The following is a 22886-nucleotide window of genomic DNA, read 5'->3' as shown; positions in this document are numbered from 1 at the left end:
GGGTCTAAAATTTGCAATCAAAGAGCAGGGAATATTTATCTGCCGAAATAACGTCTATCTATCTGATGCCATTTAAGTACTATGTGAATCTGTTTTACCGGCTTTTACCGGTTTCTTTATTGATATTTGTATTTGCCGGATGCCAGGTAGATGCTACACGGAATAAGAATCGTACTGTCTATATAAAACAAGACAATAGCAAATATACATTATACCGAAATGGACAACCCTATGTGATTAAGGGAGCGGCCGGGCATACTAATCTGAAAAAGCTGCGAGAAATCGGTGGCAATACAATTAGGACTTATGATACGTTAAATTTAAGGTCAATCTTAGATGATGCTGAACGAAATGGTCTTGCTGTAATGGTTGGTCTGCCTCTTCCGGAAAGTAAGTATGTAGAATATGTTTATAATGATTCAAAAAAGAGAGCTAAGCAACTAGACGATTTAACCAAAGTGGTGAATCGCTATAAAGATCACCCTGCATTGTTAATGTGGTGTGTTGGCAACGAATTAATATTTAGACCAAATATTATTAAGTATTACAACTTCTACACTTCATTCAACGACATTGTTACAATGATTCATCGGGATGATCCCAATCATCCCGTCACAACGACTATGATGAACCTGCGTCGAAAGGATCTTTTTGGCATGACTATGTTTACAAATATTGATGTCGTTTCGATCAACATCTTTGGCTCTGTAAAGGATTTGCGAAAGAATCTTAAAAAGATTGCCTGGTTTTGGGAAGGTCCTTTTATAGTCGCAGAATGGGGCATTGAAGGACCGTGGCTCCAACAAAAAAATGCATGGAGTGCACATATTGAGAGTACAAGTACCAAAAAAGCAGAACAATACGATGAGATGTATGGGTATATACCACATGAAAATTCAAGTTTTCTCGGTTCATTCGTTTTTTATTGGGGGCAAAAGCAAGAAACCACACATACATGGTTTAGCATGTTTAATCAAAAGGGACAACAAACAGAGGCGGTAGGTGTAATGCAATATCACTGGTCGGGAAAACGGCCCTTAAAGACGGCTCCAAAGATAAATTACATGTTGGTTAATGGTAAAGGCGCAATGGACAACATTCTTTTTAAACCGGGAGAGATTGCACAAGCCACTCTGGATTTGCCCAGAAACGATACTTCTGCCTACACAGTTTGGGAACTGTATCCTGAAGATTGGTATGAAAACGATAAAATCAAGTCTAAAAAAATAGTGCCTATTGCAAAGGCAATACTCTCTTCCAATAATTTAAAAGCCAGTTTTAAGACTCCATCTAAGGAAGGACCTTATCGGATATTTGCGACGATATATGATCATTATGGAAATTTCGCAACCTGTAATACACCTTTTTACGTTGTAAGTAATTAATGAAGCCTGCTGAACGCATCAAAGCACCATCTTTTAAAGAGTTATACATTTTAAGATTTATGATCATGGTCGGTTTAGTGGACATGATCTTCTTTCTGTATATTCTTTTAAATGACTCAATAATAGACAATTCAACTCTTTATTGGTTATTAATTATTGCTTTGGCATTTACCTGCTTAAAGATCATTCATGAATGGTATCATTATTTTTATATAACGGTTCCGGAAACGCCTGCATTAACAAGACAATACACAGTTGATATTTTTACGACCTATTGCGCAGGAGAACCCTATGATATGATGCTTGAAACCTTAACGGCGATCCAACGCATAAAATATCCTCATAATACTTATTTATGTGACGAAGCTGATGACCCGTATCTTAAAGATCTTTGTAATAAACTAGGAGTTCATCACATCACCCGTGTAAAAAAAATAAATGCCAAAGCAGGCAATATTAATAATGCGCTTCAATATGCAACAGGTGAAATATGCGTTATACTTGACCCTGATCACGTTCCATTTCCTGAGTTTTTAGATCCGATAATCTCTCACTTCAACGATCCGAAAGTAGGGTTCGTGCAAATTGTTCAGGCATACAAAAACTTTCATGAAGGCTTAATCGCTAAAGGAGCCGCTCAGCAGACATTCCAGTTCTACGGTCCCATGATGATGACGATGAACAAGTATGGAACTGTTTTGGCCATTGGCGCAAATTGCACATTTAGAAGAAGCGCGCTAGACTCAATTGGCGGGCATGCTCCGGGATTAGCAGAAGATATGCATACAGCTATGCAGCTTCATGCTAAGGGCTGGAAATCAGTATACGTCCCAGCCGTGCTCGCACGGGGTTTGGTACCCTCAACCTTATCGGCCTATTACGCTCAACAACTAAAGTGGTCCAGGGGTGTTTTCGAGTTGTTTGTAACCTCCTATTTTAAGCTTTTTAAACTCTTTACCTGGAGACAAAAACTTCATTATGGAGTTATACCTTTTTATTATTTGTCAGGATTCATTTTTCTGATCAATTTTCTAATACCTATACTGTCTTTATTAATGGAGGTTAATCCAATTAAAATGGATTTTTATTCATTTGCATTGGTGGGCCTTCCTTTAGTTGTTCAAATAATATTAGTGCGAAATTACGTCCAGCGATGGGTCATGGAGGATGAGGAAAGAGGGTTTCACATTGTGGGTGGGTTATTAATGATTGGGACCTGGTGGATTTTTATTGTAGGAATATTATATACTATTATTCGTAAAAAAGTTCCCTATGTTCCAACACCCAAAGACGACACGGAGGAGAATAACTGGCCGCTGAATATTCCAAACTTAATCGTTCTGGCCATATCCCTTTTTGCTATAGGTTACGGTTTATATACCGATTGGAATCCATACACGTTTGTAATGGCGGGGCTCGCCGGAATTAATTGCCTGATCCTTTGCTTTAATATAGCTGCTAGCAAGCAAGCATATTTAAGGGAACTAAAGAAGAAGTATAGGGTTATTAATATGTCGGCAAAACGTGCGTTTTATGCCCGCAAATTATTTTGGAAAATGCGAATTAAAGTTTATGCTGGGATTCGTCATATTGCTATTTTTCTAACGTTAATCACGATGGCGACTACTGGCTATTTAATACAATCCCGCAGTTCGCATTCTGCCCAAGTAACAACAACTGTAAAGACAAGTGAATTATTTTTAAATGGGATTTTCGCTCCTTCCTCTTCAAATGGACTGAGTTCGATTAAATTAATAGATAGTTATCAAACCCATTTTGATATTATCTCCTTATATATTCCGTGGGGTGAAAAAGAATCCAGCTATTTACCAGCGAGTGTTATTGATTCGATATATAAGAACGGTTCAACTCCGATGATCACATGGGAGCCCTGGCAAAATTTATTTAATAATTCTTCAAATGCAACCGAAGATCGAAAGGTGTTTCAAAAAATTGCGGCAGGAGATTATGATGAATATTTGTCTGTTTTCGCAAAACAAATACGTGAATTAGATCATCCAATTTTTATTCGCTTTGCACATGAAGCTGATAATCCATTTTACCCCTGGTCTGAACGTGGAGACAATACACCGCAGGAGTTTAAGAAAGCATGGAGATATGTGTATCAATATTTTGTAAAAGCAGGAGCATTCAATGCTATTTGGGTGTGGAATCCATGGAAAGCAACAGCCGTTATGGATTATTTCCCTGGCAAGGATTACGTTGACTGGATAGGGATAACAAATCTAAATTACGGTAGTAAAAGCCCCGATCAAAAATGGTATAGCATGGAAGAACTATACGCACCATTTCATAAACTGCCAGTCATCAATTCGGGAATTCCAGTAATGCTTGCTGAGATGGGGTCGATTAGATCGGATGGGCGTCAAGACGAATGGTTTAAAAATGCTGCAAGTTCTATCGGCAAGAAGTTTCCCGAAATAAAAGCGTTTGTATTATTTAACAGCGGGATTGATCAAAACGTACCGGTTAAGTCGAAAGATTTGCAATTAGATTGGAGAGTTTCTAACCCTGAAATTATATTAGCCAGTAAATTGTCGAGAAATATACCCCCCTTGGCACCTTTAAAAAGCCCATCTGCTATTTCGAAAAACCAGGCATTGACAGCGAGTGTTGGTGATAAATTAAATGGAATTAAAGGAATTAATTATACAAAAGGCTTAAACTGGACAAAAAATTACCATTCATTGAGGAACAAGGAAATAAACTCCGATTTTTATGAAATAAAGCAGATGGGGTTTAACACCATAAAGCGTTACGGCCCCGATGTATATGATTACAATATTTTTATGGCGGCCGCACGCTATAATCTCAATATTGTCTTTGGCTTCTACATCGATGATAATATAGATTTTTTAGATGATCAACAGGCAGTAGAAAAACTCGAAAAATCCATTTTAAAATCTGTGGCGGAACTCAAAGGAGATAAAAAAATAATCGCCTGGAACATAGCTAACACTCCACTGCAAAAATATCAATCCCGATATCCTAAACCTACTCTACTCTATCATCAATATGCTTATGCAAACTGGCTTAGAACACTAGTCAGAAAAATTAAATTGCAAGATCCGGAAAGGCCTGTTACTGTTGATGTTGAAGTGAAAGAAAGGCTTGCGGAGAATATAATTTTTATAAAAAATCTTGTACCTGAAATAGATGCTTTCGGACTCATTCGTAATAACAGCTCCAAAAAAGACATTGATTATCAATTGGGTGCTCCCTACTTTTTTAGTAAGATTCAAGCATCTGATTATCTTGATGAAAGCATTGAAAACAAAGGATTTTTTATCGCAGACTGGCAGGACCAGGAGAGAAGTGATCTTGTTTCATTCGAAGGTCTAAAAGATAACTGGGGAAGGAAAAAAATCTCCTTCCACCGGCTTCAAGACAGACTTAAAAAGCATTCTTCACATAAGTTGCTACCCAAAATTAAGATTCTTAGGCCAGCGGCAACAATTAATGCTAATTCGCATTACACTTATCACGCATTAGTGCTGGAAAATAATCAGTGGAAATTGGCTGATTCAGTACATAAAGATTTAACCTATAATTGGTATCTCGTTAAAACTGACCAGTTTGGTAACGCTATATCAATGAGGCTTCTGGAGTCAGGTCCGAATATATCATTTTACGCACCCATAAACCCAAAGCGATATCAGTTGTATTTAAATGCTTTTAAAGGCGAAGATGTTACTACTGCGAGGACTATTTTAAATATCCCACTATCATCTCCCGACAGCAAACAGTAATCAAGGTATATTTTTAATAACGGCACATTTGTTGTAAATGTGCAATCAGGTTTATTAACTAACTACAAGACGAACCTGGAAAAATATGCTATTTAGAAACCCATGCTCTGCACTCCTTCGATATTCCTATTTTAACTTCTTCAAAGCAACCAAACTTCTGCTCGTGACCGCTATAATTCCTATTTATTTGAGTTCTTGCTCAAGTCGCGATAAAGTTAGCACCATGAGTACTCAGCAAACGGTTGACAGTACGTATATCGCTTCTTACTTAAAGAAAGAGCCTAAATTCGCCAGCGAGTTAGACTGGGCTAAGAAATTTTACAGAGAGCGTAAGTATCAATTAGGCTGGTTCAAAGATAATAAGCTAGTTCCCCAGGCCGAACAAATGCTAAGTGTAATCGCAAAATCAGATGAAGATGGATTGAATCCAAAAGACTATCAAATAAAAGATTTTCCTAAGTTGTTTGATGACCTTGAGAAGGCGAAAAAAGACACCGGACTTTATAAGAATTTACAAAGGGATATCGACCTGGCATTATCTGGAACATATTTTGTTTGGGCGTCCGATTACTATCGCGGACGGGTTATTCCAATTGAGAATAAGAATATTGAGTGGGATGTTAAAAGAAATAAAATAAAGTTACATAAAGCACTGGCAACTGTATTACAATATCGAAAAAGTAAGTACAACTACGCCGATTTTCAACCTCTTCACAAAGATTATATTGCTCTTAAAAAAGCGTTAGCTGGTTATCGAAAACTAAAATCGGAAGGCGGATGGCCTCAGATACCCGCTGGAACAAAATTAAAAGCTGGTGAAAGTTCGCCTGCTGTAGCTCCGTTACGCCGCAGGCTTTTAGGCCATTCTGCCACAGTAGATTCCGCTAATACAAATACATATGATGCCGGTTTAGTGAGTGCTGTAAAATCATTTCAGAACAGCATGGGATTGAAGCCCGATGGTGAGCTTGGAGGTGAGACCGTTCGTTTGCTTAACGTTCCTATAGATAAGCGTATACAGTCTATTATTCTGAATATGGAGCGCTGGAGATGGATTCCAAAAACTTTTGAACCTGACTATCTATTAGTGAATATTCCAGAATACCGACTGTATGTTTATGAAAAGGGGCAGGAAAAAATGACAATGAGAGTGATTGTTGGAAAGACATTGAATTCGACGCCTGTTTTTAGCGATAAAATGGAATACGTTGTACTTTCTCCTTACTGGAATATTCCCTTCAGTATCTTAGAAAAAGAGTTAATACCGAAACTTATAGGAGATCCTGCATATTTGGAAAGAATGGATATGGAAGTGGTTGACAGTAAAGGTGGCCCAATAGACGCTGCTTCCATTGATTGGGCTTCTGTGAATGAATCGAACTTCAAATATATAGTAAGAAGGAGACCTGGACCAAGGAACGATTTGGGTGATGTGAAGTTTATCTTTCCAAATACAAATGATATCTACTTGCATGACACTCCGAACGACCAATTATTTAGTCAGGCAAGCAGAGGATTTAGTCACGGATGTGTCAGAGTTGAAAAACCAATAGATCTTGCAGTCCACCTGTTACGTAAAGTCCCCGGCTATAATCGTGAAAAAATTCAGAGTGTTATTTCTGATAGAAAAGAAAAGCATGTACAACTAAAACAAGTACTCCCAGTCTACCTTGTTTATTTTACCGCATGGGCTGATGCTAATGGCAATGTAAGTTTTCGTGATGATATCTATGGGCATGATAAAACTCTTGCACGCGAATATTTCAATTAAACATCTCAAGCTATAAGCATAAGATGTTTATAACATCAATTCCAAATTAAAGTCGGCCGGTGATTATTGTGGCCAAATTATTACCTTGCGGCCTAACTATTAACACTAATAATGAAAGAGGTATATATTGTATCTGCGGTACGAACACCTATTGGTAGTTTCGGGGGAAGTTTATCTTCTATTTCAGCTACTAAGCTGGGAGCCACAGCTATTAAAGCCGCTGTCGAAAAGGCGGGTATCGACCCTTCCGCTGTTGAAGAGGTTTTTATGGGAAATGTATTATCCGCTAATTTAGGTCAGGCACCTGCTACACAGGCGGCAAAGTTTGCCGGCTTGCCAGATGTTCCATCTACTACGGTCAATAAAGTTTGTGCTTCCGGCACTAAAGCAATTATGTTTGGGGCACAAAGCATCGCTCTTGGCTTGAATAATATTGTTGTAGCAGGCGGAATGGAAAGCATGAGTAATGTTCCCTATTATCTTGACAAAGCTCGTAACGGTTATCGTCTGGGTGATGGTCAGATAACGGATGGCTTGGTTAAAGACGGATTATGGGATGTTTACAATAATTACCATATGGGGTCTGCAGCCGAACTTTGCGCCAGCGAGTGTAATATTAGTCGTGAGGACCAGGATGCTTATGCAATAGAATCCTACAAAAGGTCACAACAGGCTCAAAGTAGTGGAAAATTTGATAATGAAATATCACCAGTTGAAATAACGGATCGAAAAGGTGAGGTAACTTTATTATACATTGATGACGAACCTGCAACAGTCAAATTCGAAAAGGTTTCTTCATTGAAGCCGGTTTTCAAGAAAGACGGTACGGTGACTGCCGCTAATGCCTCAACTTTAAATGATGGTGCAGCAGCGCTAGTGTTAATGAGTAAAGAGAAGGCAGAGGAGCTCGGTATAAAACCAATTGCCAGGATTTTAGGTTACGCCGATGCTCAACAAGCACCTGAATGGTTCACTACCGCGCCGGCTAAAGCAATCCCGCTAGCGTTAAAAAATGCCGGAGTTGATGCAAATCAAGTAGATTTTTATGAGATCAATGAAGCATTCTCTGTAGTCGCACTTGCTAACAATAGGGAATTGAGCCTCGATGCTTCTAAAGTAAATGTGAACGGTGGTGCTGTTTCATTGGGGCATCCACTTGGTGCTTCAGGCGCACGGATAGTTGTGACCCTGTTAAATGTATTACAGCAAAATGATGGTAAAATTGGTGTTGCAGGAATCTGTAACGGCGGCGGCGGAGCGAGTGCACTTGTTGTAGAGATCCTACGTTAGATTAAAAATGAAATATTTAGCGTTCATATGGTTTCTGTTATTAGCTTTTGGGCCTGATATCAGTATGGCCCAACATTCCGATGATACCGACAATCGAAAAAAGTTGAATGTTTGGCAGGATAGCCTAAAAAAACTCAGTTTCAATATTTTCAATAATAATAGTGAACCGGAAAGATATAATGCGAGTTATACATTCATAAAAACTCTTGTTAGCGCGCTAAAAACCCCTAATTCTTTTAATTTCAATTTTGATTCACTCAAAGCTATCTCAGTTCAAACTCCTCCGGATAGAAAGTTTAAAATCTTTAGTTGGCACGTCATGAATAATGATGGTACCTACCGTTATTATGGCACTATTCAAATGAATAATTCGGACGGTAAGCTTGAAATGTTTCCGTTGATTGATTTCACCGCCGACATAAAAAACCCAGCTGACACTATCACGGATAACGGAAAGTGGTTTGGTGCCCAGTATTATAGTATTATTCCTGTCACAACCAATGTGCCAACTCCTTACTATGTACTATTAGGATGGAAGGGTAACAATGTTAAATCCAATAAGAAGGTAATCGAAATCCTGCATTTTAAAGATAAAAAACCTGTTTTCGGCATGCCCGTCTTTGATGGTGATAAAAATGCTGCCGGATTAAAGCGCATAATTTTCGAATATACCCGCCGCGCATCTATGGTTCTAAATTATGATCCGAAACGAGGAATAATTGTATTTGATCATCTTGCTCCTCCTGACCCAAAGTTAGAAGGGAGATATGATCTTTACGGTCCTGACTTTTCTTATGATGGCTATAAAATTCAGAATGGGCTTCTTAAATTGGTTTCGGATCTAAAACTAGAGAACCCGCCAACTGACAAGGATGATCAATTTAATGATCCCCGGAAGCTTAAGGGTACGGGTGGTGGCCAATAATCGCACTAAACAGATAGGATTGCGATAGAAATTTTGTTCATTAATCTTTTTAAAAATATTAATTCGTATTCTTGAGGTCTTGCCTGCTTTTCAAGTGGCAAGATTTTTTTGTTTAAAATAAACCCCTATTCCTGACTAATGGCAGAGATTGCTAATGTAAAACATCCTAAAGGCTTATATGTCTTGTTTTTCACTGAAATGTGGGAACGTTTCGGCTATTACCTGATGCTCGGCATCCTCTTTTTATACTTGACAGATACCTCGAAAGGTGGTGTGGGCCTGGGCCGCGCAGAAGGATCTGATATCGTGGGTACTTACCTTGGATTAGTGTATTTAACACCTTTTCTTGGCGGGCTGATTGCAGACAGAATATTGGGATACCGCAAATCTATTTTAATCGGTGGCGTATTAATGTCGCTAGGTTACTTTGGCCTTGCCATTCCGGGCATGACATACTTTTGGTTATCTGTCCTTCTCATAATCGTTGGAAATGGTTTCTTTAAACCTAACATCTCTACCCTTCTGGGTAATTTATACTCAACGGATGAAAGAAAACATTTAAAAGACTCAGGCTACAACATTTTTTATATGGGTATAAACCTGGGTGCATTCATATGCAACTTTGTGGCCGCCTATATGCGGAATGAGTATGGATGGGGGTATGCTTTTGGTGCCGCAGGGGTAGGAATGCTCGTCGGGGTGCTTTGGTTCCTGGCCGGCACAAAGCATATTAAAGAAGCAGACATTCGTAAACCGGCTAATCCGGAAGATATGCCAGTCTCAAAAGTTGTTTGGCTCATCTTTTTACCCGCTATTATTGTTGGAGCTTTGGGCTGGTTTATCCCGGGTAATATCTTCGGGTCAGATTCTACAGATGCATTTATCTTAGCCTGTTTACCTATTATCGGTTTTTATATAAACTTGCTTGTAAAATCAAATAAAGAAGATAAGTCCAGAGTTGGAGCATTACTGGCAATATTCGCCGTCGTTGTAGTCTTCTGGGCTGTATTCAAACAAAACTCGTCAGCTCTTACTATCTGGGCGGAAACCTATACTGACAGGCAGATCCCTCAACAGGCAAGTCCTGTACTGAAACCATTTGGTATGGTACAGGAACTAAGCACTGCACCGGATTCTTTTCCAAAGTATGATTCCTATTTCCGAGTCGAGAAAACATCTGAAGGAGTTCCGGTAAATATCTTATCTCCGAATCCTTATTTTCAAAACCTGCCTCAGCAGGATTGGCCACAATCCAAAGAAAAAAGTTTAAAGCTTATATCTACAGAGATTTTTCAGTCGGTCAATCCGTTCTTTATAATTCTTTTAACCCCGCTTGTGATCAGTCTTTTCAGCTTTTTAAGAAGGCGAAACGCTGAACCATCTACGCCAGCAAAAATTGGTTACGGACTTTTAATCACGGGCCTATCTACATTGATTATGGCAGCTGCAGTTTGGAGTACAGATATGACAACTGAAAAAGCTTCTGCATGGTGGTTAATCGGTTCCTATGCTGTGGTCACAATTGGGGAATTATTCCTCTCTCCTATTGGTTTATCTCTTGTTTCTAAAGTTTCGCCAACCCGACTCACTTCTTTGATGATGGGCGGGTGGTTCCTTGCCACCTCTATAGGTAACAAACTCTCCGGGGTTCTCGCTTCATTGTGGGATACTTATGACCACAAAGCAAACTTCTTCCTCGTAAATTTTGCAGCCTGCACACTAGCAGGTCTTATCATTTTTGCCATGATTAAATGGCTAAGGGGAATTATCAATAAACATGCTTAATTTAAGCCACTAAATAATCTAAAATATACTAATCACTTAAAATGGATCAATCAGAAATCCTTCATCCTGAAGAACTACAGATCGTCAAAAAGGGTCATCCTAAAGGTTTATACGTACTGTTTGCAACTGAAATGTGGGAACGTTTCAGTTATTATGGAATGCGAGCGCTACTCGTGCTCTATCTCACTGCTCAAATCGTAAATGGAGGGTTTGAACTTGACAGAACATCAGCATTAGAAATATATGCGATTTTTACGGGCCTCGTTTATCTTACTCCCATTATCGGTGGCTTGCTTGCCGATAAGGTTCTGGGCCAAAGAAAGGCAATATTTATAGGGGGCATTTTAATGGCCTTAGGTCAATTTACCCTTACATATTCCCAAACCGGCGACGTTGAAGCTCGTACATGGTTATTACATCTCGGCCTTGGTGTTTTAATCGTAGGTAATGGATTTTTCAAGCCAAATATTTCAACAATAGTCGGAAAATTATATTCGGACCACGACCCTCGTAAGGATTCAGCTTTTACCATTTTTTATATGGGAATCAACCTTGGGGCTTTTCTGGCTCCCTTAGTATGTGGCTATCTGGCTGTAGAATTTGGATGGGCTTACGGTTTTGGTGCTGCTGGCGTAGGCATGATCATCGGAACAGTTTGGTTTGCAGTTCAGGGTCGTTTATTAGGAAATGTAGGCTTTGCTCCGGATCGTGATATACAATCAAAGACCCAATTAACATTAGCAGGAAAAGATTGGTCTCATATTACCTTATATGTTGTTGGATCTTTAGCTGTTGTTTATGGCTTACTTATATTATGGGGGAATTTGGGTGAGAGCGCGAAATCTTTGTTAACTACAGTTATGGCAGTAATTGGAGTGCTAGCGCTTGCTTATATCATCTTTAGCAATACTAAAGGAAGTATTGAATGGAAACGTGTTGGTGTGATCTTCATACTCTGCTTTTTTAATATATTCTTCTGGGCTGGTTTTGAGCAAGCCGGGGGAACTTTCAATCTGTTTGCAGAAAGTAATACTGATAGAATGATCTTCGGGTGGGAAATGCCGGCTGCATGGTTTCAATCAGTAAACTCAATCTGGATTATATCCTTAGCTCCGGTTGTCTCCGTGTTGTGGCTCAGCTTATCGCGGATTGGAAAGAATCCGAATATTCCGGTAAAATTTGCGATTGCCTTACTGTTCCTCGGGATAGGATTCGTTGTTATGAGCGCTGCTAACGCAGCCTCTCAGGGTGGCAATTTAGTAAGTCCTATGTGGCTTGTTTTAGTTTACTTCCTACACACAGTAGCCGAACTTTGTTTATCCCCTATCGGACTATCAATGATCTCCAAACTCTCGCCACAAAAAATAGTGTCGGTAATGATGGGATTATGGTTTGCGTCTATTGCACTTGCTAATTACATGGCCGGAGTGCTCGAAGCCATACTTAAAAATAATTTTCCGGATATGGAACTATTCAGTTTCTTAACGCTGACTTCAATATGCGCAGGTATTATTCTGCTGCTGCTTTCACCAGTCCTTAAGAGACTAATGAGTGGTGTGAGTTAAAACGTTCTAACTCAACTAAAAACTCGTGATTTACATACATCACGAGTTTTTTATTTTTATCCCCTATCTTAGCCGCTTATAAAATGAGTATACGTGTTATCAGACAGCCTTGTTCTAATTCCTACCTACAACGAAAAAGAAAATATTGAAAAGATTATTCGTACAGTTTTCTCATTGCCAGAAGATTTCCATATACTAATTATCGATGATGGCTCGCCGGACGGTACCGCCGATATTGTGAAACATTTACAGGGTGAATTTTCAGGGAAATTATATATAGAAGAAAGAAAAGGAAAACTGGGATTAGGTACGGCATATATCCACGGATTTAAGTGGGCTTTAGAAAAGGATTACCAATTCATCTTTGAGATGGATGCCGACTTTTCCCACAATCCCATTGATCTGATCCGGCTAAAGCAAGCTTGTATTGAGGGCGCTGATGTAGCAATAGGGTCCAGATATGTACAGGGTGTTAATGTCGTGAACTGGCCAATGAGTAGAGTTCTAATGTCGTATTTTGCTTCTGCCTACGTTAGATTGATCACTCGTATTGACATTCAGGACGCGACAGCAGGGTTTAAATGCTATCGTCGCAAGGTCCTTGAAACCATCAATCTGGACAAGATCAAATTCATTGGCTATGCTTTTCAAATCGAAATGAAATTCACAGCCATAAAATATGGTTTTAAGGTGGTGGAAGTGCCAATCATTTTCACCGATCGCACGGAAGGTACATCAAAGATGAGCACGAAGATCTTTCAGGAAGCTTTCCTTGGAGTCATTCGCATTAAAATAGACAGCTGGTTCCGTAAATATCCTAATCCTAGAAAATAGATTTAGAATATTAGATTTGACAACTACACGTTACATAGATATTGAGCATACCTGATACCTAGCCTCCATACCTCCATACCTCATACCTCATACTGATCTAACCATGAATGAACATCTCGATCCTAACCAGGAAAATCTTTCATCAACCGAACGGGAGATAGAAAAGGTATTGCGGCCACAGGTTTTTGAAGATTTCACAGGTCAGTTTAAGATCCTGGAGAACCTACGGATTTTTGTGCAGGCTGCAAAGTTGCGCGGCGAAGCTTTGGATCATGTGCTCTTACACGGCCCCCCAGGTTTAGGCAAAACAACTCTCTCCTACATCATTGCCAATGAAATGGGCGTGAACATACGCGTCACGTCCGGGCCTGTACTAGACAAGCCCGGTGACCTCGCCGGACTGCTTACTAATCTGGAAATGGGCGATATTCTGTTTATTGACGAGATCCACCGTTTGAGTCCACTGGTTGAAGAATATTTGTATTCCGCAATGGAAGACTTCAAGATCGACATCATGCTGGAGACCGGTCCAAACGCCCGATCCGTACAGATTTCACTTAACCCCTTTACGCTAATAGGCGCTACAACCCGATCCGGTTTATTAACTGCTCCTTTGAGAGCCAGGTTCGGGATTAATTCCCGTTTGCAATACTATGATGCAAAACTACTCACTACTATAGTGTTGCGCTCATCTCAAATTTTAAAAACCCCGATTAGTGATGAAGGTGCCTATGAAATTGCCCGACGGAGTCGGGGAACGCCCCGAATTGCCAATGCACTATTACGCCGTACGCGTGATTTTGCGCAGATCAAGGGTAATGGTAGTATAGACACTGAAATCGCAAACTACGCCCTGAATGCGTTAAATGTAGACCAACATGGCCTTGATGAAATGGATAATAAAATATTAACAACCATTATCGACAAATTTAAAGGCGGACCGGTAGGCCTTAAAACAATTGCTACTGCAGTTGGCGAGGATGAAGGTACCATCGAGGAGGTGTACGAGCCTTTCCTGATTCAGGAAGGATATTTAATGCGAACATCAAGGGGAAGAGAATGCACAGAGAATGCATATAAGCACTTAGGAAGAATAAAGCATGGGGGAAATCCCTCGTTATTTTAACAATTTTCTCCACATAAAAACAAGAAAGGCGCCTGACAGCGCCTTTCTTGTTTTACATTAAATTTTCTACTCTTAATAAAGTGTAAATTCAACACGTCTGTTTTTCTGACGTCCTGCATTAGTTTTGTTAGTAGCAATTGGCTGACTCTCGCCGTACCCGGTAGCTTCAATTCTAGATGCATTGGCGCCCTGGCTTACTAAGTAAGACTTAACTGATTCAGCACGATCTTTTGATAATTTTAAATTAGCAGCATTGCTACCAACATTATCAGTATGACCAGCCAATTTCAGGCTAAAGTCTTTTGTTTTTAGCAACTCAGCAACGTTATTTAGAGAAGGATAAGAGGTAGATCTGATAGTGGCCTTTCCAAAATCAAATTCAAGGTTACGAATCGCTTCAGCAACAACCCTTTTGTCTTCTTCTGTAACAACTACTCTCACAGGATTAACCGTAGTAATTTTTAAAGGACAACCAGCTCCATCAACTTGGGCTCCTTGCGGCGTATCAGGACATTTATCAAAGTGATCAGAAACACCGTCTTTATCCGAATCATTTAAAAACTTTTTCCAATCTGCTTCAATTTGAGCCAGGCGCTGTGCGCTACTTGCCCGTTCTGCTTCCAGTTGACTTTTCAACTCAGCATTACGAGTGATGTAGTCGTTTTCCATTGTCGCAACCGGGTTATAAGTTGCAAGCTGAGGTTTCGATTTTTTCCCAAGAGCAAATTCCAGACCGATCTGTCCATACGAAAACTTATCATCCTGGGGTCTGTTATGATATCCGTCCAAATTGTCACCATCAACAAAATTCATCGTATATCCCAAATCAAGGTTAACTCCCTGAGACAAATTAAATTTCGCTCCGACGCCTACCGGGAAGAAGATCTCATTCACATTTCCGTCGGTCTTAAACTGTGATTGCTGACCCGCATTATCTGTAAGATCGATATTATACCCCAGCACTCCGGCACCGGCGCTAACATATGGAATAATCACATTTTTACGATTCATCCAGTATATATTAGCAAGACTAAGCTGTGCGCTTAAACTTCCGGAATATTTTAAACTGGTTTCATAAGCATCATAAGGACTTGTTGTAACAATGCCACTTTCCCATGGTTCGCTGTTATCACCTTCCAATTTTCCCGCAAGAAAATCAGCTTTTATTCCCAGAGCTGGAATTATTTGCTTTTTGATGTATGCGCCATAACCTAACTGAGGCTTCCAGGTGGTAAAATCGTTCTTTCCAAAAGGAAGTGTAGGGCTAAGCACACCGGCATTCAAACCCACTGACCATGTTCTGAAGGAACTTGCCGGAGCGAAAGGTTTTATCTCTGAAGACGAAACCAAGGTTGTGTCCTGAGCATATAAACTTCCGGACGCTAACAAAGCAGCTGCAAGAGTTAAATTTTTTAGAGAATTTGAAATCATATCGTTTGTTTGTTTGTTACAGCCCCTCCCTATCAATAGATGTACCATAACAGCATTTCAATTGATCTATCCGGAAAAACAACATGTGATGTGGTACTTGAATTCATATTCTATTCCTTCTCGATAATTTCAAGATATCTGTTAATGTATTCCGACAGCTTCCTGCGCCTGTATTGCATAATAAAACGGGGATGGTCCAGTGCATCAATCCGCTTAAAGAAGCGATGCTCCTCGTTTAGCCTTTTAAGATATTGCAGATTTTTCCCACTGCCAAGGCAGATACATCGGTTTCTGTCAGCACCAAAACTTACCTGCTTTGTCATCCATTTCGCCATTAGAGGAGACAGTTGTTGCATAAGGTCCGTATCATCATAGTAATTTAAGTTCTTACCGTTCCTTGTGAATCCTAACGGAATCATAGAAGTAAAATAAAAGTCACTGTAAAATTTAGCTACGCCTCCGTACTCCTGAATGACCTGGTAAATAAAGTCAGCTGACAATTCCGCTTTCCCCGCCAGCTGATGTTCAATTCCGCAGACTCGTCTCAACTTATCGGGATCGGTAAAAGGAACACCGGTTAAGCCTCCGCCGAAGCGACCTGGATTTATTCCAATCAGGAATGTTCGCGGCTGATCATCTGAATAAAACTTTCGGTAAAAAGTTGAAGATACTCCTGATATTTCGGACAGCAAATGAGGTTGCATCAATTCAATTCCTTCAGGTAAGTGCTTTGGAAGCTGAATAGTTTGATAAAATTGAATGACTTTCTCTGCGAAATTATTCATTGCAAACTGACGTCTTAATAGAATAAATAAGGATTGCTTATCTGCAAATTAACATTTATTATCTTTGCAAATATCCCATGCAAACCAATCACAAGGCATATTCTGATCTTATAAAACAAAAGGCCATAGAGCTAGGGTTCCTATTCTGCGGTATTTCTAAGGCAGGATTCCTGGAGGAAGAAGCACCTCGTCTGGAAAACTATCTAAAAAATGGGTACCACGGCGAGATGAGTTATATGGAAAATCACTTTGACAAACGGTTGGATCCTACTAAACTCGTCGATGGCGCTCAATCGGTCATCTCCGTAGCATTAAATTATTTCCCTGAACAGACCCAAAGTGATTTTGAAGCTCCGAAGATTAGTAAATACGCTTATGGTGCCGATTATCATTTTGTGATAAAGGATAAATTGAAAGAGTTAATGAACTTCATCCATGAAAGCATTGGCGAGGTCAACGGCCGCGCGTTCGTTGATTCGGCTCCGGTGCTCGACAAAGCCTGGGCCCAAAAGGCAGGCTTTGGATGGATTGGGAAGAACACGAACCTTATCAATAAAAATACAGGATCTTTTTTTTTCCTCGCAGAACTTATCGTAGATCTTGAATTGGAATATGATATCGCTCCCGCGCAAGATCATTGTGGCACTTGCACTCGATGTATTGATGCCTGCCCTACCGATGCTATTGTAGCTCCCTATATTGTTGATGGAAGTCGATGCATTTCCTATCTAACCATCGAGCTAAAAAACGAACTGCCAAAAGAATTTGCAGGCAAAACGGAAAACTGGATGTTTGGGTGCGATATCTGTCAGGATGTCTGCCCCTGGAATAAATTTTCAATAATCAACAGTGAACCGGCATTTCAACCCCACCCCGATCTTTTAATTATGAGCCGCCAAGACTGGGAAGAAATAAGTGAAGACGTGTTTCAAAAAGTCTTCAAAAATTCCGCGGTAAAGCGCACCAAATTTGCTGGTTTGAAGAGGAATATTCAATTCTTGAAATCAGCTGATTAAGCTGTTTCAAGAATTGACCAACCGTCTTTAATATTTTGAAGGAGAAAAAATATGATCCGAAGAGGAACACAGTGCTCCATCAATCTATTTTCCGAACTTCATTTTTAACTGTTCAAGCATGTCGGTATTTATCGGCTTGGCTTCTTCCTTTACTCTTGGCGTTAAAGCCTCAGATCGTTCCTGAGGTTTATTCCTGGGCTCGATAGAAATCTTTGTTTGAGTTTCAACTTTCAGCCGTTCTTTCTTTCCATTCCAACGGATCCATATCTTCTCCAAACAGCGCTTGGTATACAACGGGAAGTCGCCTTTCTGCATCCACGAATAATAGCTTGGCTCCATCTGGAATACTTCCTCAACACACTTACCCTTGTGTTTACCAAAGTTGATCAGTTCGACACCGTGCTCATTATAAACCATCCTACCTGCAAAATCCACAGGCCTGCTAAGATTTGTAAAAGCATGTAACGCATCTACATCATTCTTGACGGGTATTGATTTATTTCCTTTTTTGTCCTCCCATTCAACATTCTCATACTTCGCTAATTGACCTAGTAGAACTTCGTAAGTTGCTTTAATATCAGCCTCGGCAGAATGGGCGTTCTCGATTGCCTTACCACAGTAGAACTGGTAGGCAGCCCGAAGAGTACGCTGTTCCATCTGGTGAAAAATATTCTGCACATCTACAAACCGGCGATTTTCAAGGTCGAAGTTTACTCCAGCCCTGATAAACTCCTCCATTAACATGGGAATATCAAACTTGTTGGAGTTATATCCGGCAAGATCTGAATCATCCATGAAGCGCGCCAGCTCTTCGGCTACTTGCTTGAAGGACGATTCGTTTTTAATATCCTCATCATATATTCCATGCACCAGCGATGATTCTAGTGGAATAGGAACTCCGGGATTAATTCGCAAAGTCTTTATTTGTTCGGTGCCGTCGGGCATCGCTTTCAATATCGAGATTTCTACAATTCTGTCTGATGCAATGTTAACGCCAGTAGTTTCCAGGTCAAAAAAGGCAAGAGGGCGTTTTAAATTTAACTTCATTTTACTTAACTAAAGATTAGAATACCAAGCAATATGCCAACAATCATACTCAAATACATCAAAATTTCAGTGGTGGCAAATCGCTTGTACTTTGTCCAGAAGGTGTAATCCGCTTTTGGCTTGTTCATTATATTTGAGGCAATTTGATTGCCGTGTGCAAATTTAAGAATTATACCCATAACCTCGCCGCTCTTTTCACACTGTACCCTGCTGGCATGTTTTCAGGGATTATAGCTGCCGGCTCGCGAAAAGTATTTATAGTACCAGGGGTCTTTCAAATCACTGATAATAATGCCTTTGCTGGTGGAGGCATGCACAAATTTGTTGTTTTGCAGGTAAACACCAACATGACTGAATTTCTTGCCCTCAAAATCAAAAAATACCAGGTCACCTTCCTCCAAGTTCCCTTCATATTTACGCTTTACCTGTACGGCCATCTGACTAGCTACCCTGGGAAGTGATTGATCGTATATCTCCTTGTGCAATAGTGATGTAAACCCCGAGCAATCAATCCCCCGCTTGTCCATTCCTCCTGTACGATGTGGTACCCCCATCCAACTATCTATAAAACGATAAAGCTTTTCGTTATGAAGCCGGTTTTTAGATACACCCAACACTGTAGCATATTTATCCCTCAGACTACCTGAAAAACTGGTGTTTCTAGCTTTAGATGAATCTGTTGCAATCTTTCTGCTTTTACAGGATGAAACGGCTAAAATTGATACTAGCAAGGCGAATAAAATCTGACATCCACTCCTGTTTAAAAATCCCATGCTGCCAATTTCGGCTAATAAAATCTTCGGTACAAACGAAGGTTACTCACATCGGTGGATTACGAAGGATTCAGAAAAATTCCAAATCGTTCATGTTAAGTTTTATTCGTTTTTTAAGTTAGGTAAGTTCGTTTAATTTCCAACGTTTCGTCCGTTGAATTCATCATTCAAAAACCGTAACTTTTATATACTAAATTTTTATCCCATGAAAAAGATACTCATGCTCTTTGCCTTCATTCTTTTATGTAGTCAAGGAATTTCAATCGCCCAAACACCAGATTACAAGGTGGTATTTGACCTCACCAGTAGGGATACAAACACTCACTCCACAGTGATCCGCTGGCTAAAAGGTATATCCAAATCAGATCCGGCAGCACAGATGGAAGTAGTTTTTTACGGTAAATCCTTGGATATGGTAGTTGCGGACCGTTCAACGGTTGCCGAGGATGTAAAAAAGCTGGCCATGAACAAAAACATAGCCTTCAAAGTGTGCGAAATTGCTATGAAAAATCAGCAGGTTAAAAAAGAACAATTATTGCCTGGCGTGCAGACCGTACCTGATGGAATCTATGAGATCGTTGCGAAACAACATCAAGGTTGGGGTTATATTAAATCGGGCATGTAGATATGCGCGACAGGTGTAGAGTAATTATAAGTTGTTACCCCTTGACCTAAAAAGTCAAGTTGATTGCACTAATTCTTGAGAATTCTTTGAATCTCATCTAGCTTCATTAGTGCTTCCACAGGTGTGAGCGTATTAACATCCAGGTTATTTAACATATCACGAATCTTAATCAGGATTGGATCATCAATAGAAAACATTTGAAGCTGGTAAGCCTGCTGCTGAATTTTTTTGATGCTATCCTTCACGTGTTCACCCCCCGTGCGCTCTTGTTCAAGCCGTTTAAGTATTTCATGAGCCCGACCAACCAACTTTGATGGCATACCAGCCATTTTAGCTACGTGAATACCAAAGCTGTGTTCGCTGCCGCCGGGAACCAGCTTACGCAAAAAAATTACCCTATTGCCGACTTCCTTTACAGAGACATTGAAATTTTTGATTCTGTTAAATGAGTTGCTCAATTCATTCAATTCATGATAGTGCGTAGCAAATAAGGTTTTAGCTTTAGCCGTCGGATGATTATGCAGATACTCCGCAATAGACCAGGCAATGGAAATTCCGTCGTATGTACTGGTACCACGACCTATTTCATCCATTAAGATCAAACTTCTATCGGATAGATTATTGAGAATACTGGCTGTCTCATTCATTTCAACCATAAAGGTTGATTCGCCTGTAGTAAGATTATCAGAAGCTCCTACCCTGGTAAATATCTTATCTACTATACCGATCATGGATTCTTTTGCCGGAACGAAACATCCCATCTGGGCCATCAGCACAATTAACCCTGTTTGTCGCAACAGCGCCGATTTACCAGCCATATTGGGCCCTGTAATAATAATGATCTGCTGGCTTTCACTATCCAGGAAAACGTCATTGCAAATATATTCCTCCCCCTGAGGCAACGTTTTCTCAATTACCGGATGCCTGCCACCTTTTATATCAATCACACTCCCAGTGTTAATCCGGGGCTTGACATAATAATTTTTGATCGCCAGTGTTGCAAAATTTAGCAAGACATCCAGCTGAGCAACAAGCTGGGCATTCAGCTGAATGGGCTTTATGAAGTCGCTCAGAGCAATAACCAGTTCATTATATAACCGGGTTTCAATGGTAAGAATTTTCTCTTCCGCTCCTAGTATCTGCTCTTCGTACTCCTTTAGTTCCGGGGTGATGTAACGCTCTGCATTCACCAACGTCTGTTTTCGCAGCCAGTCGGCAGGCACCTTATCTTTATGCGTATGTGTGACTTCTAAATAATACCCAAACACATTGTTGAACGCAATTTTTAATGAAGGGATACCTGTGATTTCAGCTTCCCGCTTTTGCATATCCAGCAAATATCCTTTCCCACCGAAGGCAATTTTCCGAAGCCGGTCTAATTCTTCATCTACCCCATCGGCAATGACGCCCCCTTTGATTATTAATACCGGAGGATCTGCTTGCAGGCAGGTTTCAATCTTATCTCTTATGCTGAGGCAATGATTGATTTGTTCAGCAATCAGCGTTAACGATGTATTATCTGTCTTCTCACATAGCACCTTAATATTTGAAGTCGCATGTAAAGCGCGCTTCAACTGCATCACCTCCCTTGGGTTAGCCTTCAACAATCCGATCTTTGAAATTAGTCTTTCCAGATCACCAATCTGTTTGATTTCGTGCAACAGATTCTCACGAAGCTGGTCATCTTCAACTAAGAACTCCACTACATCTAAGCGCTCTTCAATTGGTTTTTGCTCTTTCAAGGGCATAACCATCCAACGGCGTAGCAGACGGGCGCCCATTGGCGAGCAGGTATGGTCAAGCACATCAACCAACGAAACCGCATTTTCATTAGATGAGCCGATGAGTTCCAAATTACGAATAGTGAACCTGTCGAGCCACATGAAACGCTCTTCTTCGATCCGTGAAATAGATGAAATATGCTGTAAATTTCGATGCTCCGTTTCATTCAGATAATGCAGCGCAACCCCAGCGGCTGTTATAGCAAGGTTCAGACGATCAATTCCGAAACCTTTTAATGATTTAACATCAAAATGTTTGAGCAGGGATTCCTGCGCATAGTCGCCGCTATAAGCCCAATCGTCAAGCTGGTAAGTATAAAAGCGGTCACCGAATAATTCGGTGAAGTCACGATGACGGCTCTTTTGAAAAATCACTTCGCTTGGCTTAAAGCTTTGCAACAGTTTGTCGGCATAATCTGTATTGCCCTGGGCAACTAAAAATTCGCCGGTAGAGATATCCAGAAAAGCTAGGCCAACCTGGTTCTTTTCAAAATATAGCGACGCTAAATAGTTATTAGATTTTTGTTGAATAATATTATCACTATATGAAACTCCCGGGGTAATTAATTCCGTAACCCCACGTTTAACAATAGTCTTGGTGGTTTTTGGATCCTCAAGCTGATCGCAGATGGCGACGCGCTGACCAGCCCTTACTAATTTTGGCAGATAGGTTTCTAAAGAATGATGTGGAAAACCTGCCAATTCGATAGGTGTGCCATTATTGCTGCCACGTTTTGTTAATACTATGCCTAAGATTCCGGCAGCTTTAACAGCGTCCTGACCAAAAGTCTCATAAAAATCTCCAACCCGGAACAACAGCAAAGCGCCAGGATATTTGGCCTTTATTGTATTGTATTGAAGCATTAAGGGTGTTTCTTTCTGATCAGTCTTTGCCAAAGTTATATTTTTAAGAAGGCGTAAAGTTAATGCATTGGAACTGCTTTGTCCGCTGTGTGGAAAAATGAAACCGTAGACAC

The 22886-nt window shown here is 40.2% G+C and carries 16 protein-coding genes; 11 read left to right on the top strand and 5 right to left on the bottom strand.

The genetic code is table 11. The features are described from left to right. Positions 1–11 precede the first annotated feature (11 nt). The 9 genes from AC1MCB_RS05210 to ruvB all read left to right on the top strand — a co-directional run bounded on the left by AC1MCB_RS05210 (position 12) and on the right by ruvB (position 14451). Positions 12–1385, top strand: a complete 1374-nt coding sequence (locus tag AC1MCB_RS05210; RefSeq protein WP_479967684.1) for a glycoside hydrolase family 2 TIM barrel-domain containing protein — start codon at positions 12–14, stop codon at positions 1383–1385. Continuing rightward, positions 1385–5155, top strand: coding sequence for a glycosyltransferase family 2 protein (locus AC1MCB_RS05205; protein WP_479967683.1), 3771 nt, complete (start codon positions 1385–1387; stop codon positions 5153–5155). The genes AC1MCB_RS05210 and AC1MCB_RS05205 overlap by 1 nt, the downstream gene beginning before the upstream one ends. 223 nt (positions 5156–5378) lie before the next feature. Further along, positions 5379–6926 carry a L,D-transpeptidase family protein gene (locus tag AC1MCB_RS05200; protein ID WP_479967682.1) on the top strand — a complete coding sequence of 516 codons (1548 nt, stop codon included), beginning with the start codon at positions 5379–5381 and terminating at the stop codon, positions 6924–6926. A gap of 111 nt (positions 6927–7037) precedes the next feature. Then, on the top strand, positions 7038–8216 hold the full coding sequence (locus AC1MCB_RS05195) for an acetyl-CoA C-acyltransferase (protein WP_479967681.1): 1179 nt from the start codon (positions 7038–7040) through the stop codon (positions 8214–8216). A gap of 7 nt (positions 8217–8223) precedes the next feature. Beyond that, positions 8224–9141, top strand: a complete 918-nt coding sequence (locus tag AC1MCB_RS05190; protein WP_479967680.1) for a hypothetical protein — start codon at positions 8224–8226, stop codon at positions 9139–9141. Between the two features lie 138 nt (positions 9142–9279). Continuing rightward, a complete protein-coding gene (locus AC1MCB_RS05185; protein ID WP_479967679.1) occupies positions 9280–10926 on the top strand; it encodes a peptide MFS transporter in 1647 nt (548 codons plus the stop codon). A 41-nt stretch (positions 10927–10967) separates the two neighbouring features. Further along, a complete protein-coding gene (locus tag AC1MCB_RS05180; protein WP_479967678.1) occupies positions 10968–12491 on the top strand; it encodes a peptide MFS transporter in 1524 nt (507 codons plus the stop codon). A 93-nt stretch (positions 12492–12584) separates the two neighbouring features. Then, the gene (locus AC1MCB_RS05175; protein WP_479967677.1) at positions 12585–13325 is read left to right on the top strand and encodes a polyprenol monophosphomannose synthase; all 741 of its coding nucleotides are present in this window, start codon (positions 12585–12587) and stop codon (positions 13323–13325) included. 103 nt (positions 13326–13428) lie between these two features. Continuing rightward, positions 13429–14451 carry a Holliday junction branch migration DNA helicase RuvB gene (gene ruvB, locus AC1MCB_RS05170; RefSeq protein ID WP_479967676.1) on the top strand — a complete coding sequence of 341 codons (1023 nt, stop codon included), beginning with the start codon at positions 13429–13431 and terminating at the stop codon, positions 14449–14451. A gap of 72 nt (positions 14452–14523) precedes the next feature. Here the strand turns inward: ruvB and AC1MCB_RS05165 are convergent, their stop codons facing one another. Further along, entirely contained in the window at positions 14524–15882 is a 1359-nt protein-coding gene (locus tag AC1MCB_RS05165; RefSeq protein ID WP_479967675.1) for an OmpA family protein, read from the bottom strand. A gap of 110 nt (positions 15883–15992) precedes the next feature. After that, positions 15993–16667, bottom strand: a complete 675-nt coding sequence (locus tag AC1MCB_RS05160; RefSeq protein ID WP_479967674.1) for a uracil-DNA glycosylase family protein — start codon at positions 16665–16667, stop codon at positions 15993–15995. Positions 16668–16744: 77 nt separating this feature from the next. Between AC1MCB_RS05160 and queG the strand changes: the two genes are divergently transcribed. Further along, a complete protein-coding gene (gene queG, locus AC1MCB_RS05155) occupies positions 16745–17683 on the top strand; it encodes a tRNA epoxyqueuosine(34) reductase QueG (protein WP_479967673.1) in 939 nt (312 codons plus the stop codon). A gap of 84 nt (positions 17684–17767) precedes the next feature. Here queG and AC1MCB_RS05150 read toward each other — a convergent pair whose 3' ends face one another. Next, entirely contained in the window at positions 17768–18730 is a 963-nt protein-coding gene (locus AC1MCB_RS05150) for an exonuclease domain-containing protein (RefSeq protein WP_479967672.1), read from the bottom strand. 221 nt (positions 18731–18951) lie between these two features. Further along, on the bottom strand, positions 18952–19503 hold the full coding sequence (locus AC1MCB_RS05145; RefSeq protein ID WP_479967671.1) for a C40 family peptidase: 552 nt from the start codon (positions 19501–19503) through the stop codon (positions 18952–18954). A gap of 205 nt (positions 19504–19708) precedes the next feature. Between AC1MCB_RS05145 and AC1MCB_RS05140 the strand changes: the two genes are divergently transcribed. After that, entirely contained in the window at positions 19709–20128 is a 420-nt protein-coding gene (locus AC1MCB_RS05140; RefSeq protein WP_479967670.1) for a DsrE family protein, read from the top strand. Positions 20129–20196: 68 nt separating this feature from the next. Here AC1MCB_RS05140 and mutS read toward each other — a convergent pair whose 3' ends face one another. Then, on the bottom strand, positions 20197–22806 hold the full coding sequence (gene mutS, locus AC1MCB_RS05135; protein WP_479967669.1) for a DNA mismatch repair protein MutS: 2610 nt from the start codon (positions 22804–22806) through the stop codon (positions 20197–20199). Between the last annotated feature and the right edge of the window lie 80 nt (positions 22807–22886).

The organism is Daejeonella sp. AP26 (assembly GCF_056680515.1).
The sequence above is the reverse complement of the archived record's forward strand: the minus strand, read 5'-3'. Positions and strand labels throughout refer to the sequence as shown.

Bases quoted from the DNA above. Each gene is read 5' to 3' on its own strand.
- AC1MCB_RS05195 (WP_479967681.1), top strand. From the start codon at position 7,038: ATGAAAGAGGTATATATTGTATCTGCGGTACGAACACCTATTGGTAGT.
- AC1MCB_RS05140 (WP_479967670.1), top strand. From the start codon at position 19,709: ATGAAAAAGATACTCATGCTCTTTGCCTTCATTCTTTTATGTAGTCAA.
- AC1MCB_RS05190 (WP_479967680.1), top strand. From the start codon at position 8,224: ATGAAATATTTAGCGTTCATATGGTTTCTGTTATTAGCTTTTGGGCCT.
- AC1MCB_RS05205 (WP_479967683.1), top strand. From the start codon at position 1,385: ATGAAGCCTGCTGAACGCATCAAAGCACCATCTTTTAAAGAGTTATAC.
- AC1MCB_RS05185 (WP_479967679.1), top strand. From the start codon at position 9,280: ATGGCAGAGATTGCTAATGTAAAACATCCTAAAGGCTTATATGTCTTG.
- queG (WP_479967673.1), top strand. From the start codon at position 16,745: ATGCAAACCAATCACAAGGCATATTCTGATCTTATAAAACAAAAGGCC.
- ruvB (WP_479967676.1), top strand. From the start codon at position 13,429: ATGAATGAACATCTCGATCCTAACCAGGAAAATCTTTCATCAACCGAA.
- AC1MCB_RS05145 (WP_479967671.1), bottom strand. From the start codon at position 19,503: ATGGGATTTTTAAACAGGAGTGGATGTCAGATTTTATTCGCCTTGCTA.
- AC1MCB_RS05165 (WP_479967675.1), bottom strand. From the start codon at position 15,882: ATGATTTCAAATTCTCTAAAAAATTTAACTCTTGCAGCTGCTTTGTTA.
- AC1MCB_RS05200 (WP_479967682.1), top strand. From the start codon at position 5,379: ATGAGTACTCAGCAAACGGTTGACAGTACGTATATCGCTTCTTACTTA.
- AC1MCB_RS05180 (WP_479967678.1), top strand. From the start codon at position 10,968: ATGGATCAATCAGAAATCCTTCATCCTGAAGAACTACAGATCGTCAAA.
- AC1MCB_RS05160 (WP_479967674.1), bottom strand. From the start codon at position 16,667: ATGAATAATTTCGCAGAGAAAGTCATTCAATTTTATCAAACTATTCAG.
- AC1MCB_RS05150 (WP_479967672.1), bottom strand. From the start codon at position 18,730: ATGAAGTTAAATTTAAAACGCCCTCTTGCCTTTTTTGACCTGGAAACT.